Genomic DNA, 20,966 nt, shown 5'->3' on the forward strand with positions numbered 1-20,966 from the left:
CACAGTTGTAGTTTTGTTATATTTTTACCTGTTTTCTTAAGAATTTAATTAGCAAAATAACAGAAATTGTTTAAAAGTTGTTTGTTGTTCAGCCGAACTTTATCAAATCTTCAAAAATATAAAGTATTTTTACGGTTATCAAGTTTTTAATTGGATACAAAAAATTAGTCGAGATGGCGTTGACACTCGCGCTACAAATATATCCAAATAATACAGATGTAAATCCCTACAGCTTATTCATTTATTAACAATATTTTCGGAAATTTGATGCCTCCGGCGGACTATTCTAATGCAGCCCAGGTTTACTTACTTGAACTGTATTCTGCTTTACATCATACAGCAGATGTAATGCTGCTAGCCGTGGTAGACATAATTAAATTTGTGCTTTGAGTGCGTTGCGGTTCTCCAAGCATAATAATTGAGCAGGTGAGTTGTCTGGCTAACTGGGTTGTGACATCGCTAATGGCTAACCCTCCAGGACTGGTACGATTACGTATAAAAGGTAAAACTACTAAATCATATAATCTTGCTGCCTGTAAAATCGCTTGGGCAACATTTTCGTGAGCGATGATTTGAATTTCTGGGGCATTGGCTAAAGCCAATTTAGATACCAATAAGGAGAGATGCGATCGCCTCCAAGCAATTTTACTAGAACTAGTACGGCGATCGCACACATTCAGCACAGTAATGTGGCTCTGATTTGCCTGTGCTAGCAGCTGGGCAAATTGTACGGGTTGTAATGTTGGTGCTGTTAAGTTTTCTATTGGTACTAAGATCCGCTGAATTTTTTTCGGTGATTCTACTAGACGTGTCACTGCTACTGGACAATGAGATGCCCAAAGCACACCATCAATCACATTCCCAAATAAACGCGCTCGTAACCCAGTCCGTTTACCCCAACCCATAACAATTAAATTAGCCTTTTGTTCGCGAGCCGCTCTGCTAATTCCTTGAGCAAAAGCATCATCGATTCGCAGCATTGGTTCTGCGGCTACGCCCAAGGTTCGACTTTGTGTCGTGGCTTTATTCAATAACCACTCACTCCGTTGTAGAGACGCTTCTAACTGGGGTGCATCCATGTGAGCAGCAGCAGTAGCGATCGCCAGGGGTATAATTTTGCCATGAGACTGACGTGCTAATAACGCTGCCATTTCAATCAAATACTGCTGGGTCTGAGGATTATATATAGGTACGACTATAGTAAAAGCATTGTCTGTTTTTGATGCATTCTCCTCAGCTAGGGGTGGTGCTGGATCTTCATCTGGTGGGGAATTCAAACTCACAGCTATTCGACTAGTTATCAACGGCCCCAAGGTTGATGTGACCACCATTAAAACAATCACACTATGTAATACTTCTACTGGCAGCAACCCAGACTGATATCCCACTAAAGTTGCTGCTAACGTTGTACCAACCTGGGGTAGTGACAGCGACCACATCGTTAGCATTTCTTGCCATTTATAGCGGTAAACCAGTTTTGTCAACAAAGCTGCGATCAATTTACTGATAATCAAACCAACTACGACCGACAGCGTTAATTTGAGCGTGTTCAGATTATTCACAAAGGCGGGTAAATCGATCAGTAAGCCAAGGTCAACAAAGAAAATAGGAATGAACAGCACACTGCCAATAAATACCACCTTTTCTTTGACTGGACCTTCACCCACAGCTTCATTCACTGCCAAACCCGCTAAAAAAGCACCAACAATTTTTTCTACCCCAATCAATTGAGCGCCCACAGCTGCCAGAAACACAGAAAGCAACACAAATAAAAACTTGTTTCCTTCATCGTCTCCAGACCGTTTGAAAAATTCTTTGCCTGCCCAATCAAAGCCTGTCACAACAGCCACAGAGTAAATAATTAACCAACCAGACAAAGTTAGTAGTTTCGCAAAGCTGAATGCTTCAGTATGAGAGACAGCTACACAAATGGCTAATATTAATACTGCACCAATGTTTGTAAAAATCGTAGCTCCAATGGTGACAGTAACAGCTTCGTTGTTTATTACTCCCAAACGACTGATTATGGGGTATGCCAAAAGGGTATAGGAAGCAAATAAAGAGCCAATTAAGATTGAAGTATTCCAGCCATAGCCGAAAATCAGCCCTACTAAGGTTCCCATGAGTAGGGGTACACTGAAAGTAAAACTAGCAAACCCAAAAGCACGACTTTTTTTCCGACGAAACTGTTCTAAATCAATTTCTAGCCCAGCGACAAATAGCAAATAAATTAACCCAATGTCTGATAGTAGGTTAATCATGGGTGAGTCAGACTGAAAAAGATTCCAACCTGAGGGCCCAAGTACTAGCCCTGAGAAAACCAAACCCACTAATCCTGGTAATCTTAGCCGCTCAAACATGATGGGTATAACTAAGATGACCACCAGCAAAATAGCAAAGGGAACAATTGGTTCTTTGCCAAGAACTTGGGAAGTTGGTTCCAGAACAAGAACTTGTGATATTAGTTCCATATATAGGAATTGAAGGGGCTATGGTAAAACAGCGATTACCTTGGAGGCGATCGCCCGATCAATATGAATAGATAGGGAAGCCACCTGACAAAAAATCAAAAATCTTCTTAATTTACACTAACTAGGCAATTATTTAAGAATTAACTACCTACGGGTGGATTTGACTCAAAATGAATCGTAAGCGATCGTAGTCGTCTTTAAGTAGCACACTTAAACTACGTCCAGCTTTAATTAGCCATTGTCGGTCAGCTTTGCGTAACTGGTATACATCTCGAATGGCAGCTGCGGCTAAAGACTCGATTGGCGCACCATTTATACACAGCAGTGTCCGTAAAAAATCTAGTTCTTCAGTAAATTTAATGATCGCTTCTGGTTCACATCGATAAACAGCTTGATGAATTTGCGGGGGACGGGGTGGAAGATACTGATATACTCTTTGGTTATAACTTTGATTTTGCGAAGATAGTTCAAATCCCACGATCGCAGCCCTAAATTCTGTGCGGAGCATGGCAAATATTTGGGGTTGTTCTTCCCGTAAGTCTTGCAAGGACAACCCTAATGCTCTTGCTCTGTGTACGGAATCTATGGGCATAGTTGTGGCATAATACACTACAGCATAAATTTGATTGCCAGATTCCTCATCTACAGAACAGACCCAACTACCAAAGGGTGGCATGGAGGGAAAGCTTAAATCTTCTGGCTCTAAACACTGAGCTAAAAATTCAGTACTAGTAGTTTCAATCACCTCCGCAATGTGGTTCGGATGGCGATCGCCAGTGGCAAACTGTGGTAGGGGGAGGCGCATAGTGATTTAGTCATTAGTCATTCGTCATTAGTCATTAGTTTTTGCCAAATGACAAAGAACAAATGACTAATGACTAATTTTATTTGGCTTTTTTACGTCCGGCGGTAGTTTCTACGAGTTCCAATTCGCTCAAACGAAAGGTAACTAATTTATCCCAGTTACCACCTTCAAATAATACGGCTACTTTGCCATCACTCACCCGTTGCACGAGTCCTTCGTAGCGATAATAGGTATCTGCGGGATTCTTAATACGAACAGTTGCTCCAGGCAGAATCATTTTTTTAGCCTCGTTTGTTTCCTTTTAATAGCTTAATACTTGTTAATAGTCATTTGTCATTAGCGAAGGACAAAGGACAAATGACTAATGACGAATCAATAATACTTCTGTTTTTGTCGAAAATTTGCTACCGATTCTACTATTCCCAAGGAAATGAAGTTGGTCAGCATCGCAGAACGCCCATAACTCATCCAAGGTAAGGGAATTCCTGCCACAGGTGCTAAACCAACAGTCATGCCAATGTTGACAATCAGCTGAAACACAATCATGGACAAAACACCAATAGCCAACAAAGAACCAAAGTTATCTTTGGCGGTTTGGGCAATATGCAGTAGACGGAAGCAAATTAAGCAGAAGACAAACAGTACTAACAAACAACCGACAAAACCAAATTCTTCCCCTACTGCGGAGAAAATAAAGTCTGTATGCTGTTCTGGTACAAAATTCAGTTGTGTCATGGGCCCCTTGAACAGACCCCATCCCCAGATTTCACCAGCACCAATAGCAATGCGAGATTGGATTAAGTGATATCCAGCACCGAGTGGATCGTGATCGGGATTCATGAATACAGTTAGTCGGTCTTTTTGATACTCTTTCAAAACATGGTTCCAGGCGAAGACTCCTAATTCGCCACCCAGTATATTGAGAGTCCACGCACCGATAGCACCCAAACCAAATCGACGCCAGGGAAGAGTTTGCCAGCCCACAATAGCCATTGCAACTGACCAAATTAATCCTAATGGGCCAAAAGATAGTTCTTTGAATAAAACTATCGGCGCTGTTAAAGGCCAAGAGATACTAAACAAAATGGCGGCAACCACCGGAGAAATCATCAGAATTAACCAGCCTGGGTTAGCATTTGCCCAGTAAAGCATTCCTAAGACGATCGCACCAAATACCAGTGATGTTGCTAAATCTGGCTGTAAAAATACTAGTCCCCAAGGTATAGCGGTGATTGCCAAAACGCGGAAAACACCTTCGAGGCTAGAAGCAGTCCGCCTGTGTAGCAAAGCTGCTAATGTGATAATCATGCCGACTTTGGCAAATTCTGAGGGTTGCACGTTAAAACCGGCGATACTAATCCACCGTTGTGCCCCTTTGGCGCTAGTACCAGCAATCATCACGGCAATTAAACTGAAGTTCGTCAGTGTGTATGTTACCCAGTGCCACTGCATCAAGAGTTCGTAACGAATGCGAGATAAAAATAGGGCTATAAGCACGCCGATACCCGCTACCATCCAGTGCCACCACCAGTCAGTTACTGGCTGCTTCAGTTCCGTACTGAGAATCATCAGGCCGCCAAAAATACTAACAGCAATCGGCAAACAAAAAAGTAGCCAATCTACATGCTGCCAGGGCTTAACCCAAGACTTCCAGCGAATTTTGGGGAGCGATCGTTTTAACAACATTGTGCCAGTTTAGACTTTAGCTTTAATTGTTGGGGTTTGGGAATTGGTCAATAATCAATATTTATTCTTCCCCAACTTCTCTAATCCCTAACACCCAATTTCTAGTATTCCCAAGCTATAGCCCAGGAAGTAGATAGAAATATAAAATTTATAATTATGTCAGGGCAGCAACTGATACTTTACCAGCAATGGTAAGAGCGATCGCTATTAATGCTTTGGCTGAAGCTGAATCTGGATCGCCAACAACTATCGGTACACCACTATCACCACCAACTCGCGTGGAAATTTCTAGCGGCACACACCCCAAGAGTGGCACTCCCAATTCCGCAGCTGTTTTGGAGCCACCACCGGAACCAAAGATGTCATATTGCTTATCTGGTCGATCGGGGGGGATAAAATAGCTCATATTTTCCACGATCCCCAATACTGGAACATTCATTTGCTGGAACATCCGCAATCCCTTGCGAGAATCTAACAGAGCTACGTTTTGCGGTGTGGTGACAATTACTGCTCCTGCCATCGGCACTGCTTGTGTTAAAGTTAACTGAGCATCTCCGGTTCCCGGTGGCATATCTACAATCAAGTAATCCAGTTCTCCCCACTGCACTTGATAGAGAAACTGGCGAATTACACCATTGAGCATAGGCCCCCGCCAAATTACTGGTTGATCTCGGTCAATCAAAAAGCCCATTGAAACTAATTTGACGCCGTGATTAAAAGCAGGTTCCAGGATTTCACCTGTTTCAGTAGAACGCACAGTAATTTGAGCATCAGACAAACCCAGCATGGTTGGGTCATTGGGCCCGTAAATATCAGCATCTAGCAAGCCGACTTTCGCCCCAGTTTGGGCTAGAGCCACTGCAACATTTACCGCCACGGTACTTTTACCAACGCCACCTTTACCGCTGGATACAGCAATGATATTTTTGACTCCAGAAATGCCAGTGCGATCGGGTAAACTTTTTTGTTGTGGTGTTTCTGCCGTCACTTCTATGCTGACATCTGTCACGCCTGGAAGTTTTTTGACAGCTTTCTGACAGTCTTCGACAATAAATTCACGTAAAGGACAGGCAGGGGTGGTTAACACTAAAGTGAAACTAACCTTACCACCATCAATTTTTACGTTGCGAATCATATTCAGTTCTACCAGACTTTTGCGGAGTTCTGGGTCTTCCACTGGTCGCAAAATTTCTAAGACAGAGCGGGAATCGAGGACATCGTACATAAAAATTCAAAATTCAAAATGAATAAATACACTTGTGGGGAACATCTTAGCTATTAACTGGATGCCTTCTTAAGTAAGGTCAGCTTAGTGTTATCACTGTTACTGCCGTGATAAAACTTAGCAAATTGCATTATTACCTAATAGAATCTTAACTTTCTTTGGGCATTAGGCATTGGGAGTGCTGAGTGCTGTTAGCGGAAAGCTAAGGTTTAGCCCGTGCTGAGTTAGGAGTTAAGAGTTAGGAGTTAAGAGTTAGGAGTTTTGTTTATCTCCTTGTCCTCTTGTCCCCTCATCTCCCTGCCCCCTGCTTCTCTACTCCCTTGCTTCTTCCCCAATCCTCACTACCTAAAAATCAAAACAACTGTCATTAAGGGATTTTTTATTACCAGATACCGCTGGTAATGCCGTCTTTTCTACTGCCTCGACTAAAGATCGTGCAACTCTGTCTGCATAAGGACGGGATAAAGACCAAATCAGGGGTGATAACCAACCCCGTAACGTTACAGAATAAGATAAACAAGTACCACAAACCGTTGACTCTACTTGGTAAGTTACTCGTTCCTCTATTCCAGGAATCGCCATCACTCGGATACTCAGCATCTCTCTGGGATTGACGCGTTCCACAAAAATTCTGATGGGAATCGGCGAAAAGCGTGTTACAGCTTGAAAAATTAATCCTGGTTTGGGTACTAATCCGTGGGGAACATTAGTACTCTTAAGTTGTGGATGCCAAGAAACATCTGTTAAGTCAACCACTTTTTGCCACAGTTCATCTACAGAAGCAGAACTAATCTCTCGATATGTCCACACCAGAGAAGCGCAAAACCGACGACGTTTGCGGTGGATGAATTTGGATAACCAACCTTGCATTTTCCTAATCCTCCTCCCTAGATACTTTCTGGGAAATCTGGTATGGTGTGCAACTACGAGCAATTGCTAAATTAAAACTTTCTCAAAAATGTCCTAAACATAGCAAGCCTCGATTCGATACAGACCTAAACAGCCGGCATCAGCAATATGGCAAAGTTCTGAGTAGACCAGTCAAATCTTTGATACTTCAAGCTGAAGACTAAAATTTAGTCTTTATACCAGAATATTCCAATTAAGAATTTCAAACAAAACTAATTCAATATACAAGCCTATACGCATTTGAGGGAAAATAACTCTAGTGATGGCCATCAATCGGATAAATGCTTAACCCAAGAAGAAAAAAGCGGGTTGGGCAAATAAAGCTAGATTGTTGGCGCTTGTTTCCCCCAAATTTTAAAATGAAAAATTTGTGGCTTTCTGGAAATTGTAATTTAGGTTCGGGAATCTATGTTGACCAACTCGCAAACACCAACTGTAGAAGCAGAATCATCAAAGTCTTTGCCAGCACCTGATGCCCAGACTAGGGTCAGTCGGTTTATGAAACAACTGCAAGACGAAATTACCGAATCATTAGCGAAACTAGATGGTGTGGCTAAATTTAATGAAGATAGTTGGGAACGCCCAGAAGGAGGGGGAGGGCGATCGCGCGTACTGCGAGATGGTGCAATATTTGAACAAGCCGGTGTAAACTTTTCTGAAGTTCAGGGTTCCCATTTGCCACCTTCAATTTTAACCCAACGCCCAGAAGCCGCAGGGCATGGCTTTTATGCCACAGGGACTTCAATGGTATTACATCCTCGCAATCCTTATGTGCCCACAGTTCATCTCAATTATCGCTACTTTGAAGCGGGGCCAGTGTGGTGGTTTGGTGGCGGTCTAGACTTGACACCTTATTACCCCTTTGCTGAAGATGCGGCACATTTACACAAAACATTAAAGCAAGCTTGCGACCAACACCACCCAGAGTATTACCCGGTGTTTAAGCGCTGGTGTGATGAATATTTCTATCTCAAGCATCGTGATGAGACACGGGGTGTCGGTGGTCTATTTTTTGATTACCAAGATGGCCAAGGTGCTTTATACCGCGGCCCAAATCCCAGTGGGGAAGCTGCCATTTATAGCAACCAGGTGGGAACACCAGCAACCCGTAATTGGGAAGATTTGTTTGGCTTTGTACAAGGCTGTGGCAGAGCATTTTTACCAGCTTACGTACCAATTGTAGAACGGCGACATGGGATAGAGTATGGCGATCGCCAACGGAATTTTCAACTCTACCGCCGAGGACGGTATGTAGAATTTAACTTGGTTTATGACAGAGGTACTATTTTTGGTCTGCAAACCAATGGACGCACCGAATCAATTCTCATGTCCCTACCTCCTTTAGTGCGCTGGGAATATGGCTATCAACCGGAACCCAATTCCCCCGAAGCCGAGTTGTATAAAACCTTCCTTAAACCTCAAGATTGGATCAACTGGACACCACATTAATTGGGCATTGGGCATTGGTTATTAATTCTTTATCCCTCACTTCCTCATCTCCCCCACCTTTCTCATCTCCCTATGTCCCATGCCCCATGCCCTATTCCCAATGCCCTATTCTCCACTATTTTGGTGAGTTATAACTACTAAAGTTAAGCACTTAGCCGAAAAAGGTGACAAATTTAGCTATAGCTTGTTAATCTCAAGTGACAGCATTAGAAAATTCTGTCACCAGTTAATCTTAAAAGGAATGCCACGGGGAGGGCTTTAGTGATTCATATAGACCAAAAAACTTATACAACCCAAGACGGAAACACCGTTATCGTCTTGACACCATCAGGCCGTCTGGATATCACCACTGCTTGGCAATTTCGCCTGAAGTTACAAGAGTGTATTTCCAAACTCAGTCGCCATGTGGTTGTAAATCTGGCTCAGGTAAATTTTATTGATAGTTCTGGTCTTACATCTTTGGTAGCTGGAATGCGTGATGCTGATAAAGTCAAGGGCAGTTTCCGCATCTGTAATGTACATCCAGAAGCCAAACTCGTGTTTGAAGTGACGATGATGGATACTGTTTTTGAAATCTTTGAAACAGAAGAGGAAGCTTTAGAAGGTGTACCTCGTAGCATTGCTAGCTAAAAAACAGTTAGGAGTGAGGAGTGAGGAGTGAGGAGTTAATTCAAAATTCATAACTCATAACTCATAATTCATAACTTTATCTTATTGAATACTGATTTCGCTTGGTGTAGCGATAAGGCCCCATAATCGCTCCCCAGGTTGCTTTTCCAGTTGCGGGATCGATTCCTTTGTCGTAGCTGTGAAATTCTGTTGTTGTAGCTGCAAAACCTAAAGAAACATGGATACTATTGCCAAGATAAGTAAAGCTACAACGAGTCTCTGGTAGTGGGGTAGCGGTAAACTTATAGCGATCGCCAGCTAGTTTCTCCTGAGTAACTGTTAGGATACAACCTGGTAGTAAATCTAATTGTTCGGATGTCAGTGTGTTTAATAGAGCAGGATTATCACCTGCGCCTTTTAATCCACCTGGATCTTGAGGCATATAATATTGAACTTCCACCGTTGCGTCAGAGTCGCTGCTTTGACGCAACCGGATAATTCGTTGGCGATAAGGTTGATCTAAGGTATTAACGTTAGCCTGTTCAGCAAATAAGGTGATGCTATCTTCTAGGAACAGATTAACTGGTCTTTGCCACAGACGGAGGTGGACATACCAAACTGGTTCTGCTATGGCTTGTTCCCGATTATCAAATTCACCAGCTAGGTACTCACCTAAAGCAATTAACTGTGGCGAGAAGTTCATAATTACAATAAATAAATCATTAAGGATAATAATTTTCGGCTAGTTTTTTAGGAGAAAAGGTTTTATTTCCTGTAGCTACCAGCTTATAAAATACTTTTGATGTGTATATATTGTAAATGAAACCGTCACCTGCTAAAAGCTCAACTTGGCAAAGTAGCCTTTAAGCGAGAAAATAAAGATACGTCGCCCTTAACATTTCTTTTTTCTTTGTGAATAACGTCCGTACAGTCTCTGATACAAAGCGAACTTTCTACAATCTTCACACCCGTCCGATCAACACTATTTATCGTCGGGTAGTAGAAGAATTGATGGTGGAAATGCATCTGCTGTCAGTAAATATCGATTTTAGCTACAATCCAATTTATGCCTTGGGTGTCGTCACTACTTTTGATCGCTTCATGGAAGGCTATCAACCAGAACGGGATCAAGAATCAATTTTTAACGCCTTATGTCAGGCTATAGAAACAGATCCGCAACAATATCGACAGGATGCCCAGAGATTGCAAGCTGTAGCTAAAGGTTTACCAGTTAAAGATTTAATTGGGTGGCTGGGTCAAACTACTTACTTAGATAGAGATGCTGACTTGCAAGCAACCCTACAAGCGATCGCCAATAATCCTAACTTTAAATACAACCGTTTGTTCGCAATTGGTGTATTTTCGTTATTAGAACAGTCAGATCCCGAATTAGTCAAAGACGAAAAGCAACTCACTGAGGCGCTAAAAGCGATCGCTGCTGGCTTGCATCTTTCTGATGACAAACTCAACAAGGATTTGGAGTTATACCGTTCTAACCTAGACAAAATGGCGCAAGCGCTAGTGGTGATGGCAGATATCCTCTCAGCCGATCGCAAAAAACGCGAGCAACGTAAACAACAATCAACTACTCCAGTTGCTCCTCCAAGTTCCAACGAATAGTTAGAATTTGGCAGTGATGAGTTAGGAGTTATGAGTGAGGAATTGTTAATAACTCCTAACTCCTAACTCTTTGCTTTATACGCCCAATATTTTGTAGATTAAGCTGTTAATTATAGTCAGCGTAAATGCCCCAATAACAGCACTCCAAATCCCATAACGCAAGCGAAAGCCCTCGACTAACCAAGCAGCAATACTAAAACAAACCACGGCAATCATAAATGTGAAAATGCCAGATAATAAGTCTAATGTGAGTAGATTTGGTACTGCAAAAATGAGGCTTAAAATTGGTCTGACTATTGCTGTCACGATACCAAGCACTGCGGCAGAAAGAAACGCTTTACCAGGAGTATCAATTTCAACTCCCAAAGGCAACTTACTAATTATCAACAAGCTGATAGCTGTTACGACCCAAACAATTAAAAGCGTTACGATGTTCATGCCACAACCCCTGATACTAATTAGTAGTTTGTAATTCGTAATTCAGACACACTGAAATACGCTTAATATAAGCGCTTTTCAATCTGTTAACCTATTTAGACATCCTTCTCCAATTTGGTATGAAATGTGGATGGTAATTGGTGATAAATTGCTCAATCTATAGGTGGAAAAATCTTTAAAGCTCAACCAATTATTTGTAAATTAGCAGTTTTTTTTTATCTAGCCGAAATTTATTCTAGATATCTTTAGGTTTGGGAAAAGACTTGCAGGGGAGGTGATGAATGGGGGACAAGGGGACAAGGGAGAAGAAGGAGTGGGGAGCAGGGGGAGAAATCAATTCAAAATTCAAAATTCAAAATTCAAACATTGTAGAACTTCTGCCTCCAGTCTCCTCTTTCCCAATGCCCAATGCCCCATGCCCCATGCCCAATTCCCCTTTCCCTATCTCATCTTTTAAGAGGAGGTTGGGTTTGTTTGGGTGCTACAGGCGCTTGAGGCGCTGGTGAGTTAGGAACTACGGGAGAAATGCCAGGATTGATAGGACTGATGCCTTGTCCAGCTGGAGGCTGAGTGATGCTAGGAAAGGGCACAGAATTAGGTGCTAAGGGGAATTTTGGGGTAATATTCCCTTCGGGATTGATTCCTGGTACTGCACCAGTTCCAGGATTGATTGGGAAAGAGGGGACAGTAGGCTGGTTAGGCGAGTTTATGGATGGTTGAGATGGGCCAGGAATAATTCCCAAAGAAACGCGATCGCCCCCTACTTGTCGTAGCAAATCTAATGTCTCAATCACATCATTGTAAGTTGCTGTGCGCGAAGCATTCAGCACAACAACAGCATTAGGGTTTGCTTGGAGATACTGTTTTAAACTCTGTCTCAAATCTTCCTGTTTTACAGGCTGTTTTTCTATGTAAGTATTGCCCACAGCATCGATGGTAACAATCACACTTCCACTTTGTGACGTTATTCCAGAGACTGTACTGGGGCTGGCTTTAGGCAAATCAACATTTATTGCCTGTTGCCGTGTAAATTGTAAAGCCGCTAATAAAAAAAATGTCAGGATACAAAAAACGACATCAATTAAAGGGATGATTTGAATTTGGACTTCTTCAATTGGAGTATGTAGATTAACTTTCATGTCTCATTCACAAACCTGGTTTGGGGGTTGAATTATTGACTATTAATTAGGTGTATTCGGGGGTTCAGGAGGTTCAGAAACTCTAGTCTTTCCTGGCTTGCGGGGTGGAGTGAAATTTTCTGGCACAATTGCTGATGTCCTATTGCTAAAGTCAGGAGGAGACTGGCGATAGAGCAATTCCATCTCATTCCCTGCCTTCCGAAAAACTTTGACTTGGTTGACTACAAAACTTTGAAATAGACGGTAAAATACCAAACTAATGATGGCAACTATTAGCCCACTTGCCGTACTAATTAAGGATTCACCAATACCAGTAGTCACCCCAGCGGTAGATTCAGTTCCCAAATCGCCAATCCGAATTGAGCGCAGAGAGTGGATTAAACCCAAAACTGTACCCAACAATCCTAGCAACGGCGCTAGAGCAATCACCGCTTCTAAAAGTTTTTCGCCCCTACGCATCCCAGCTAATTCGTCTTCTGCTGTAGCCTCCAGTGCTAGTCGAAAAGTTTCCGCATCAGTTTTGGCAAAACGTAGAGGGGCGTAGAGAAAACGCCCGACAGGCTGATGGCTTGCAAGTCTAGCCATGTCCGCAGCTACTTCCCAATTATCCTGGGCAGCATCTAAGACGCGATCGACTATTTGCTTTTCCTGAGTCAAAATTCGCAACCAGAACCACATACGCTCGAAAATGACGCTCAAAGCCAGAATCGACAAAATGAGTAAAGGCCACATAGCTGGCCCACCCTTGTAAAACAAATCTAAAATATCCACTGTTTAAATTTCCTCCCTCCAGGACTAAAGCAAATGTATTAAGGCATTTTAATTCTAGAGATTAATGCAAAATGAGGGACTTCCAAAATATAAATTTCTCGAAAACCTAAAAAAACAGTGCAAGGATCATGTATTTGACTGAGACTGCTGTACTAATTTGCTGCTGGGTAGGCAATCGAATCATAGACCGGTAATTTTTGGCATACTTTTGCTAGACTTCCTTGTAATACCAATTTGAAAAAAGAATGCAATACATAGATAAGACCTTACCCAACCCTCTATAAGGCTTTGGGGAGGGTGTGCGTCAGTAAGCGTGGGCATCTGGTCGCAAACATTTTTTAAATTGATATAACCTGAAATTTGATTACAGGATATTTTCACGTAAAGGAGAAAAATTTTGGCAGCAGTCCGAGTCCGCCAGCATGTTAATCCACTTGGTAAAAAGTATCAAACACCAGCAAGTCCCCAAGACTTGGAAGAAATTTATGCAAAGCCAAATCAACCACTACATTTAGATATTGGCTGCGCTAAGGGACTGTTTTTGTTGAATATGGCCAAGATAGAATCTAACTGGAATTTTCTCGGCTTGGAAATTCGAGAACCGCTGGTGGTGGAGGCGAATAAGTTACGTTCTGAATTAGGTTTAACAAACCTGCACTATTTATTTTGCAACGTGAATAACTCATTGCACTCACTTTTATCTTCCCTGCCTCCAGAAAGTTTACAACGCGTCACTATTCAATTTCCCGATCCTTGGTTTAAAACCCGCCACGCTAAACGTCGTGTAGTCCAACCAGAACTAGTGGCAGACTTAGCTAAGTATCTTGCGGTTGGAGGGTTGGTATTTTTGCAATCAGATATGGAATTTGTGGCTGTGGAAATGCGCGATCGCTTTGCAGCTAATTCAGCTTTTCAGAAAGTTGGTACAGAAGAATGGTTGGCTGAAAACCCCTTACCAGTCTCCACAGAAAGGGAAATAGGTACGCAAAAAAAAGGTGAACCTATTTATCGGGCTTTGTTTGAAAGAGTGAAAACTACAGAATAGAGATGTTTATAATACCAACTCTATTTCCCAATTTTGAATTTGAAGTTTTATTGAGCAGCCTTATAAATATTTGTTAATATTACTTAAGTATTGCTTATTATCTTTTTATTAAACATTGCCCAAGATTATAAAATTTTTTGGGACATAAATGTTTTATTAATGGCCACAACTCTGCAGTTGAAGTGATTGATAGAGATATAAACTTTATCAATAAATAGTTATAAGTAAAACTTTCAAGTTATTGTTTAGTGACATAAAAGGTTTATTTATATCTACTTATAAATTTTCAAAACATAATTAAATCATTATTACTATGCTTAAAATGTATACAGATTAGGTAATTGCAGTCCTTAGTGATTCCGCCTATATCTAGTTATATATTCAGAGGAAAATCACAATGAAAAGGAATAAAAAGAATTCAGATTTTCAATTGGACATTAGCAATCTGATTGATAATGCTGTTAGCAATGCACTAGTACGACGAAACCCAAATCAGGATTCAGAAGATGCTTTGCTAACTCTGTCTGATGAAGAAATGGCAAACGTTGCTTTTCGGACGGCTGCACCCTGTGCAACTAAGGGTTGTCAACATTTTGATGGTAAAGATTGTCGTCTGGCAATGCGAGTTGTAGAAAACTTGCCAAAGGTAGTAGAGGATTTACCACCTTGTTCCATACGCCGAGATTGTCAGTGGTGGCAACAAGAAGGTAAGGCAGCTTGTATGCGTTGTCCACAAGTTATTACAGATAACTACAATCCCTCTGAACTACTAGTTAAGGTGGCGACACCGACTGTTGGCTAAACAAAGCTACAAAGTTTATTTAAGTAATTTAAGAAGAATATCATGTCAATGAACATTCATCACAAATATCTCACAAGTCAAATTGAAATTACGAACTTGATTGAAGAAGCTGTTGTGAATGCATCTGCAAGACGAAAACAAGTTTTAGAACAAAACTCACTCTCAGAACTGTCTGAAGAAGAACAGAAAAACATTACGGGTAGTGGAGTAGCAACAGATGTGAGAGATGCGATAATTTTATTAGGCGGCTATCTACTGGGTTAGTACTGCTGGGTGTAATTTGTAATTTATATACCGCAGATATTTGATTACTTTGGAATGGATGATTTATTTCCAAGGTGCGGTACTAGTTTTAATAATCCTTGCAAAAACAGGTTGTGGTAGTAACTTAACTACCACAATTTTCTCTACATCAAAATTGGTTGATAAATTTAAAAATTATGACATTTGTCTTAAACTATCATATATTGTCGATTATTTAATTGAACAGGGATTATGTAATCAGTTAGAACAACCACCGATTAAGGTAGAATTACTTACAGCTAAAAACTTTAATTTATTAGTTACTTTACCAGGCGATCGCAGAATTAGGTAATAGTGTAACGCCTTCTAGTTCTGGGATAAGTAGGCGGACTTGCCCTTCTCTTGTGTGGAGAAACAGTTGAGTGCCGGGACGCATATGGCGCTTGAGAGTAATCATTAGGTCGATGGAGCGCAGGATTGTTTCTTTGGTATTAGGAGCTGCGATCGCAATATAGATTCCTGGTTGAACAGCAGTTCCTTGCCAGAATTTGCCCACTTTCGGGTTGATAAATTTAACTTGTTGAAGATAGTGTTGAAATTCCTCTGTCGAAAGAGAATGCCCCAGAATTTTGTTGAACTGTTGTAGAGTCACTAACTGAGCTAATATATCTTGCGCCATGAATGTCTACATCTTTTGCTAATTTTGCAAAGTTAATAGATAAAAATTCGGGATTATCAGGAATAACTGCCGATTTCAGGTCATTAATCAAAATTTTGGAACCTTGAGTCTGTTCAGTGCTGTTTTGTTCAAAATTGCTGGGTTTTGGTAGTGTGGATAATCCCATCTGTTTGAGCAGTCGTTTGATATGGCGATCGCTTACCTCAATCCCAAATTCTTTCGCTAGATGTTTCCCCAGCCAGTTTGTTGTCCATCGCCTAAAAGAATACCCATGATCGCGGGGACTACTTTTAATCAGTTCTTTCAAACGTTCTAAATACTCGTCATTTATTGCCTTCGGGCGACCAATAGGGCAATCTTGCCATTGGTGCGCCATCCCTGTTCGGGCTATGTGCATCCAATGCCTTGCTGTTGCTGGACAACACCCCAAAATTTGACAAATTTCAGTTTGGGTTTTTCCATCATCTGCCAACAACATGATTTCAATACGTTGTTGGTAAGATTCGGGTAAAGTTTTTTCCAAACTTGCTAACAGTAATTTCCGTTGAAATGATGTTAAATACTTACTGTTAGTTACATTTATGTATTTTGTTTCAATTTTACTTTGGCAGTCCGACATATACGTATAATTAACTAGATTGGTGGACACACAAATATTTTTTAAACGATGCAAAATTTGGCAATATCCTAATTCTAGAGATATTGCAAAAACTAATTTTTTTTGCAGATGTAATACTTATTACTATTTGTTTTTTATTTTATGCAATCAATAATTGAGTTAAGTAATATATTTGACAACAGTTTTTAAACATTCCTTTTGTCAGTCTATATTAGGCTACAAATCCAATTTGTAAATTCCGAAAATAGTCGTTAAATTTTAGTAAATTTTTTGTAAATATAAATTTCTTTTGAGCAGAGAAAAAAGTGATAACGGAGTCGCCATTACCACGGATAAAAATTCGTTTTAGAGATCGCATACGTAAAGGCACAATATATTTATTGTGCCTCAATAATGAACTGTATTCCCTATATATGAAAATTGCTGTAACCGCTTAAACTTCTAGCAAAGGAAGGGTGACGGTAAAAGTTGTACCTACTCCAACTTGGCTATTAACTACAATTTCGCCCCCATGTGCATCGACACATTTTTTGGCGATCGCTAGCCCCAAGCCAGTACCAGGTATGTTTCCCACATTGTCCGCCCGTCGGAAAGGCTGAAACAATCGTTTTTGGTTTTCTTGAGGAATACCAATTCCCCAATCTTGAACTTTGAAAATTACCGCTTTTTCCTGACCAATTAATTCAAAGCGTACTATGCCGCCCGGTAGTGAATACTTAATAGCATTACTAAGTAAATTGCCCAAAATGTGCCGCAGTAAGCTTTCATCCCATAAAGCGTCATCTAATTGCCCAAAACTGGCAAATACCAAAGTCAGATGCTTATCATTTGCAATCAATCGAACTTCATCGACCATTTGGCGGCAAAAAGCTTCTAAATCTAAGCAGATGACTTCAAAACCCATGTTACCAGAATCAGCTTTGCCGATGAATGTAACTTCATCCAATAGCTTTGCCATGTTTTTAATTGCTGACCGAATCATTTTCAAATGATTCTGTTTTTTCTCTTTGGTTAATCTTTCATCCTGATTTTGTAGCAATCCAGCAGCCAAGAGAATAGTATTTAGCGGATTGCGGATGTCATGGGAGAGCATTGAGACAAATTCAGATTTGAACTGGTTGAGTTCATTGGCTTTTACGAGTTCCGCAGTTCGTTCTTCAACCCTAGTTTGTAACGTTTCATTGACAGTGCGTAATGATTCTAAAACCTGCTTGCGCTCGATCGCATAACGCAAAGAGCGAACCAACACATCTACATTTACCTGTCGCTTGACTAGATAATCTTGCGCTCCTTGCCGCACTGCTTCAATTGCTAGTTCTTCGTCATTAGTATTTGTTAAAACAACAATCGGTATACTTGGCGCTCGATCAATCAGAGGAGGTAGAGATGACAATCCTTGGCTATCAGGTAGAGTTAAATCTAATAAAATAACATCATAATTACATTGATTTAATTCCTGAAGTGCTTCACCCAATCGCGTCACATGAACCAGAGTAAACTCTTGGGATTGGGCTTGCGTCAGAAACTCTTGTAACAACCTAGCAGAAGCTAGGTTGTCTTCAATTAACAAGATTTTTACTGAGTAGCTTACAACCATAACTTTGGGTTTCACCCCCTATTGCTCCTCTATCTTGTCATTAGTCATTAGTCATTAGTCATTTGTCATTAGTTCTTCTTCCCCTGCCTCCCCTTCCCCCTGCTCCCTGCTCCCTGCCCCCTGCCTTACTCCGATGGTAGCGTCACAGTAGAGAGCCAAAAATCTTCAATACTCTTGACGATTTGGAATAGCTGGCTAAGGTTGCGAGATTTAGTGATGTAGCAATTCACATGTAAATCGTAGCTGTGAAAAATATCATCCTCGTTTTTTGAGGTTGTTAGCACAACAACTGGAATACGCTTTAGTAGTGGGTCGGCTTTTATTTCCGCCAGCACTTCTCGACCATCTTTTTTAGGCAAGTTTAAATCCAGCAGAATAAGGTCAGGGCGTGCTGCATCAGCATATTCACCTTCTTGGCGTAAATAAGCCATAGCATCTATGCCATCCCTGACCGTTACCACTTGGTAGGGCACTGAACTATTTTTCAACGCTTCTTGGATTAAGCGAATGTCAGCTTTATTGTCCTCGACCAAAAAGATGGTTTTGTGTCTTTCTCCCGTTTCTACGCTCAAGTTCGCGTCCTCCAACTGGAATCGTAAAGTAGAAGGTTGCGCCTTCACCTAGTTCTGACTCTACCCAGATCCGCCCCCGGTGACATTCGACAATCTTCTTACAGATGGCTAAACCCATACCTGTACCAGTATATTCATCCCGCGTGTGTAAGCGCTGAAAAATTACGAAAATGCGATCGCTAAATTTCGGATCAATGCCAATACCATTATCCCGAACTGAGAAGAGCCATGCATCTTCTATCCTTTCTGCTCCCAGATGAATTTGTGGGGGCTGGTCACTGTGGAATTTAATCGCGTTACCGATGAGGTTTTGGAATAGCTGCATCAGTTGGGTGCTGTCAGCCATAACTACGGGTAAGGGATCGTGGGTGATAATAGCGCCAGTTTCATTAATGCGTTGACGCAAATTGCCCAACGCCCGACTTAAGGCTTTCTCTACCTCGGTCATTTGAAATGCGATCGCCTGCATATCCACTTTCGAGTATGCTAGTACGTCATCAATCAACGTCTGCATCAGGCTAACTCCCTGCACAGCGTAGCTAATAAACTCCTGAGCATCTTCGTCAAGTTCTTCGCTATAGCGCATCTCTAACAGTTGCACGTAATTCACAACTTGATTGAGCGGTTCTTGCAAGTCATGGGAGGCAACGTAGGCAAACTTTTTCAGTTCGGCGTTAGAACGTTCTAAATCCTGGGCTAACTGGGCTAGTTCATCGGCTTGACGCAGCACAATATTAACAATTGCTTTCCGCAGTTCCAATGCTGCTTTAACTTCTACATCTTTCCAAGGTAAAGATGTTAAGCGAACTGTTTCTTTCCACAGTTCAAATGATTTCCGTGGACACAAGCGGACATTTCCTTCTGATTGGTTAACTTCAAACGCCTTATTAGGATCTCCACCCCAATTTACAGTTTGAATTACTTCTGGTCGGAACCACAGAACATAATTGCGCTTGGCAATGGGAATTGCTAACAAACCACTGGCAACATTTTTAAAACTTTCGGCATCTGGATAAATCTGTGGCAAAGAATCTGTATAGAAAACTTCTTCTTCAACATTATTTTTTAGCCATTGGACTAAAAAATTCAGGTCTTCTTCTCTAGGGGTTTCACCAACTACCGTACAATTTCCCCCAAAACAAACGGCTGCACCTTGAGCGCTGGCCAAATCTAAAAGATGTTGAGGGTTTTTAACTAAACCATCAATGAAGTTTTCTTCTTGAGACATGTATTCAATCAAGATTGATTGAAGGTGTGTCAGATTTATCCGGTGATAGTAGTCTTCTGTCTCTTCTCTAGCTGAAATTTCTGCGAATATGACTCGTCCCAAAAATTCGCAAGCTTTACGCAATTCGTAGGAAACATGTTTAGGGGATTGATGATGACAAGCAATTAGTCCCCAGAGTTTTTGGTCTTTAATTAAAGAGATCGTCAGCGAAGCACCAACACCCATATTATGCAAGTACTCTGTATGGCAGGAAGCAGCACTTCTGAGAATGGAGTTGGTTAAATTAATGGGGCGATCGCTAATTGGATTATTGACAGGAAACAGCTTGACTGGCTGGGAATAAGCATCCGGGATAATTCTGATCGAATTAGCAGCAAATAACTTTCTCGCTGGTTTGGGAATATCTGACTCTGGATAATGCAGCCCTAAATATGGTTCTAAGCTTTCTAGTTTTTCTTCAGCGACAACGGAACCATGCCCATCATCATCGAATTTATATAACATTACCCTGTCAAATTCCGTTATTTTCCGAACTTCTTGAACGATAACTTGACAAAAGTCCCGGAGATTTGCTGTTTTTTCTAGTTGGTTGATAGATGCTCTAGCTAGATGATAAAAGCTTAAAAATGGGATATTTTCTTGAGTAAGAGCAGGTTCTAACTCCAAGATTAAAAATCCTTCTGTATTGCGATGAAATACTGCATCAAATACTACGTATTCATCACCTTTTTTTCGCACCCAAACTTTGGTGGGATTAATAAAATCAAGATTTTCCCCGGATAGCCCTGTTTTAATTCTCTCTATTTGAAAGGGATCTAGTAAATCTTCTAGTTGTTTATGTAACATATTTTCGGGAGCAATTCCGAAAATCTTTAGCGTATTAGTGCTAACTTGTAATATTTTTAGCTCAGGCTCCTCCAAGACTAATAGGACACCATGAGGCTGAATTTGGCTAGAAATATGAATCGGAGCCTCTTTCAAGCTAATTAAATTAATACCTGGCAATTGTAAGTTCATTTCCATGACGATCCTCCTGTGTTGTCCGGGAGCATCAAAACT

21 protein-coding genes are annotated in these 20,966 nt (G+C 41.1%); 6 read left to right on the forward strand and 15 right to left on the reverse strand.

Annotated features, from left to right (window positions below; genetic code table 11):
- Positions 1–332: 332 nt before the first annotated feature.
- The 6 genes from RMY64_RS23785 to RMY64_RS23810 form a co-directional block, all read right to left on the reverse strand.
- Positions 333–2,471: a cation:proton antiporter gene (locus RMY64_RS23785; protein ID WP_322673256.1), complete on the reverse strand. Its 2,139-nt coding sequence runs from the start codon at positions 2,469–2,471 to the stop codon at positions 333–335.
- Between the two features lie 148 nt (positions 2,472–2,619).
- On the reverse strand, positions 2,620–3,276 hold the full coding sequence (locus RMY64_RS23790; protein WP_094351696.1) for an HAS-barrel domain-containing protein: 657 nt from the start codon (positions 3,274–3,276) through the stop codon (positions 2,620–2,622).
- Positions 3,277–3,355: 79 nt separating this feature from the next.
- Entirely contained in the window at positions 3,356–3,553 is a 198-nt protein-coding gene (locus RMY64_RS23795) for an NAD(P)H dehydrogenase subunit NdhS (protein ID WP_322673257.1), read from the reverse strand.
- A 95-nt stretch (positions 3,554–3,648) separates the two neighbouring features.
- Positions 3,649–4,962 carry a rod shape-determining protein RodA gene (rodA, locus tag RMY64_RS23800; RefSeq protein WP_322673258.1) on the reverse strand — a complete coding sequence of 438 codons (1,314 nt, stop codon included), beginning with the start codon at positions 4,960–4,962 and terminating at the stop codon, positions 3,649–3,651.
- A gap of 154 nt (positions 4,963–5,116) precedes the next feature.
- Entirely contained in the window at positions 5,117–6,187 is a 1,071-nt protein-coding gene (locus tag RMY64_RS23805; protein ID WP_322685435.1) for an Mrp/NBP35 family ATP-binding protein, read from the reverse strand.
- A gap of 345 nt (positions 6,188–6,532) precedes the next feature.
- Entirely contained in the window at positions 6,533–7,057 is a 525-nt protein-coding gene (locus RMY64_RS23810) for an SRPBCC family protein (RefSeq protein ID WP_322673260.1), read from the reverse strand.
- 447 nt (positions 7,058–7,504) lie between these two features.
- Between RMY64_RS23810 and hemF the strand changes: the two genes are divergently transcribed.
- Together hemF and RMY64_RS23820 are read left to right on the forward strand one after the other, a co-directional pair.
- On the forward strand, positions 7,505–8,545 hold the full coding sequence (gene hemF, locus RMY64_RS23815; protein WP_322701297.1) for an oxygen-dependent coproporphyrinogen oxidase: 1,041 nt from the start codon (positions 7,505–7,507) through the stop codon (positions 8,543–8,545).
- Between the two features lie 261 nt (positions 8,546–8,806).
- Positions 8,807–9,175 carry an STAS domain-containing protein gene (locus tag RMY64_RS23820; RefSeq protein ID WP_094351701.1) on the forward strand — a complete coding sequence of 123 codons (369 nt, stop codon included), beginning with the start codon at positions 8,807–8,809 and terminating at the stop codon, positions 9,173–9,175.
- Between the two features lie 76 nt (positions 9,176–9,251).
- Here RMY64_RS23820 and RMY64_RS23825 read toward each other — a convergent pair whose 3' ends face one another.
- Complete coding sequence (locus RMY64_RS23825) at positions 9,252–9,857, reverse strand: chromophore lyase CpcT/CpeT (protein WP_322701298.1); 606 nt, start codon at positions 9,855–9,857, stop codon at positions 9,252–9,254.
- A 209-nt stretch (positions 9,858–10,066) separates the two neighbouring features.
- Between RMY64_RS23825 and psb29 the strand changes: the two genes are divergently transcribed.
- Positions 10,067–10,774, forward strand: a complete 708-nt coding sequence (gene psb29 / locus RMY64_RS23830; protein ID WP_322673263.1) for a photosystem II biogenesis protein Psp29 — start codon at positions 10,067–10,069, stop codon at positions 10,772–10,774.
- Positions 10,775–10,849: 75 nt separating this feature from the next.
- On the opposite strand, the gene RMY64_RS23835 is transcribed toward psb29, so the two are convergent.
- The 3 genes from RMY64_RS23835 to RMY64_RS23845 form a co-directional block, all read right to left on the reverse strand.
- Positions 10,850–11,212, reverse strand: coding sequence for a phage holin family protein (locus RMY64_RS23835; protein ID WP_289798955.1), 363 nt, complete (start codon positions 11,210–11,212; stop codon positions 10,850–10,852).
- A 446-nt stretch (positions 11,213–11,658) separates the two neighbouring features.
- The gene (locus RMY64_RS23840) at positions 11,659–12,351 is read right to left on the reverse strand and encodes an ExbD/TolR family protein (RefSeq protein ID WP_322673264.1); all 693 of its coding nucleotides are present in this window, start codon (positions 12,349–12,351) and stop codon (positions 11,659–11,661) included.
- A 42-nt stretch (positions 12,352–12,393) separates the two neighbouring features.
- Positions 12,394–13,122: a MotA/TolQ/ExbB proton channel family protein gene (locus tag RMY64_RS23845; protein WP_322673265.1), complete on the reverse strand. Its 729-nt coding sequence runs from the start codon at positions 13,120–13,122 to the stop codon at positions 12,394–12,396.
- A 397-nt stretch (positions 13,123–13,519) separates the two neighbouring features.
- Between RMY64_RS23845 and trmB the strand changes: the two genes are divergently transcribed.
- From trmB to RMY64_RS23860, 3 genes are all read left to right on the forward strand, one after another.
- Positions 13,520–14,167 carry a tRNA (guanosine(46)-N7)-methyltransferase TrmB gene (gene trmB / locus RMY64_RS23850; RefSeq protein ID WP_322673266.1) on the forward strand — a complete coding sequence of 216 codons (648 nt, stop codon included), beginning with the start codon at positions 13,520–13,522 and terminating at the stop codon, positions 14,165–14,167.
- 397 nt (positions 14,168–14,564) lie between these two features.
- A complete protein-coding gene (locus RMY64_RS23855; RefSeq protein WP_322701299.1) occupies positions 14,565–14,969 on the forward strand; it encodes a hypothetical protein in 405 nt (134 codons plus the stop codon).
- Positions 14,970–15,011: 42 nt separating this feature from the next.
- The gene (locus tag RMY64_RS23860) at positions 15,012–15,233 is read left to right on the forward strand and encodes a hypothetical protein (RefSeq protein ID WP_322685357.1); all 222 of its coding nucleotides are present in this window, start codon (positions 15,012–15,014) and stop codon (positions 15,231–15,233) included.
- A 304-nt stretch (positions 15,234–15,537) separates the two neighbouring features.
- Here RMY64_RS23860 and RMY64_RS23865 read toward each other — a convergent pair whose 3' ends face one another.
- The 5 genes from RMY64_RS23865 to RMY64_RS23885 form a co-directional block, all read right to left on the reverse strand.
- A complete protein-coding gene (locus tag RMY64_RS23865) occupies positions 15,538–15,768 on the reverse strand; it encodes a hypothetical protein (RefSeq protein ID WP_322689636.1) in 231 nt (76 codons plus the stop codon).
- A 16-nt stretch (positions 15,769–15,784) separates the two neighbouring features.
- The gene (locus RMY64_RS23870) at positions 15,785–16,414 is read right to left on the reverse strand and encodes a helix-turn-helix domain-containing protein (RefSeq protein WP_322701300.1); all 630 of its coding nucleotides are present in this window, start codon (positions 16,412–16,414) and stop codon (positions 15,785–15,787) included.
- 529 nt (positions 16,415–16,943) lie between these two features.
- Complete coding sequence (locus tag RMY64_RS23875) at positions 16,944–18,107, reverse strand: hybrid sensor histidine kinase/response regulator (protein WP_322673271.1); 1,164 nt, start codon at positions 18,105–18,107, stop codon at positions 16,944–16,946.
- Positions 18,108–18,232: 125 nt separating this feature from the next.
- On the reverse strand, positions 18,233–18,679 hold the full coding sequence (locus RMY64_RS23880) for a response regulator (RefSeq protein WP_322673272.1): 447 nt from the start codon (positions 18,677–18,679) through the stop codon (positions 18,233–18,235).
- Entirely contained in the window at positions 18,624–20,930 is a 2,307-nt protein-coding gene (locus tag RMY64_RS23885) for an ATP-binding protein (RefSeq protein ID WP_322685361.1), read from the reverse strand. The genes RMY64_RS23880 and RMY64_RS23885 overlap by 56 nt, the downstream gene beginning before the upstream one ends.
- Positions 20,931–20,966: the final 36 nt, after the last annotated feature.

This window comes from Nostoc sp. DedQUE08 (assembly GCF_034530895.1).
Classification (GTDB): Bacteria; Cyanobacteriota; Cyanobacteriia; order Cyanobacteriales; family Nostocaceae; genus Nostoc.

What these genes read in the sequence shown, in the direction of transcription:
- RMY64_RS23785 (WP_322673256.1), bottom strand. Translation starts at nt 2,471, where the DNA reads ATGGAACTAATATCACAAGTTCTTGTTCTGGAACCAACTTCCCAAGTT.
- RMY64_RS23790 (WP_094351696.1), bottom strand. Translation starts at nt 3,276, where the DNA reads ATGCGCCTCCCCCTACCACAGTTTGCCACTGGCGATCGCCATCCGAAC.
- RMY64_RS23795 (WP_322673257.1), bottom strand. Translation starts at nt 3,553, where the DNA reads ATGATTCTGCCTGGAGCAACTGTTCGTATTAAGAATCCCGCAGATACC.
- rodA (WP_322673258.1), bottom strand. Translation starts at nt 4,962, where the DNA reads ATGTTGTTAAAACGATCGCTCCCCAAAATTCGCTGGAAGTCTTGGGTT.
- RMY64_RS23805 (WP_322685435.1), bottom strand. Translation starts at nt 6,187, where the DNA reads ATGTACGATGTCCTCGATTCCCGCTCTGTCTTAGAAATTTTGCGACCA.
- RMY64_RS23810 (WP_322673260.1), bottom strand. Translation starts at nt 7,057, where the DNA reads ATGCAAGGTTGGTTATCCAAATTCATCCACCGCAAACGTCGTCGGTTT.
- hemF (WP_322701297.1), top strand. Translation starts at nt 7,505, where the DNA reads ATGTTGACCAACTCGCAAACACCAACTGTAGAAGCAGAATCATCAAAG.
- RMY64_RS23825 (WP_322701298.1), bottom strand. Translation starts at nt 9,857, where the DNA reads ATGAACTTCTCGCCACAGTTAATTGCTTTAGGTGAGTACCTAGCTGGT.
- RMY64_RS23835 (WP_289798955.1), bottom strand. Translation starts at nt 11,212, where the DNA reads ATGAACATCGTAACGCTTTTAATTGTTTGGGTCGTAACAGCTATCAGC.
- RMY64_RS23840 (WP_322673264.1), bottom strand. Translation starts at nt 12,351, where the DNA reads ATGAAAGTTAATCTACATACTCCAATTGAAGAAGTCCAAATTCAAATC.
- RMY64_RS23855 (WP_322701299.1), top strand. Translation starts at nt 14,565, where the DNA reads ATGAAAAGGAATAAAAAGAATTCAGATTTTCAATTGGACATTAGCAAT.
- RMY64_RS23860 (WP_322685357.1), top strand. Translation starts at nt 15,012, where the DNA reads ATGTCAATGAACATTCATCACAAATATCTCACAAGTCAAATTGAAATT.
- RMY64_RS23875 (WP_322673271.1), bottom strand. Translation starts at nt 18,107, where the DNA reads ATGGTTGTAAGCTACTCAGTAAAAATCTTGTTAATTGAAGACAACCTA.
- RMY64_RS23885 (WP_322685361.1), bottom strand. Translation starts at nt 20,930, where the DNA reads ATGGAAATGAACTTACAATTGCCAGGTATTAATTTAATTAGCTTGAAA.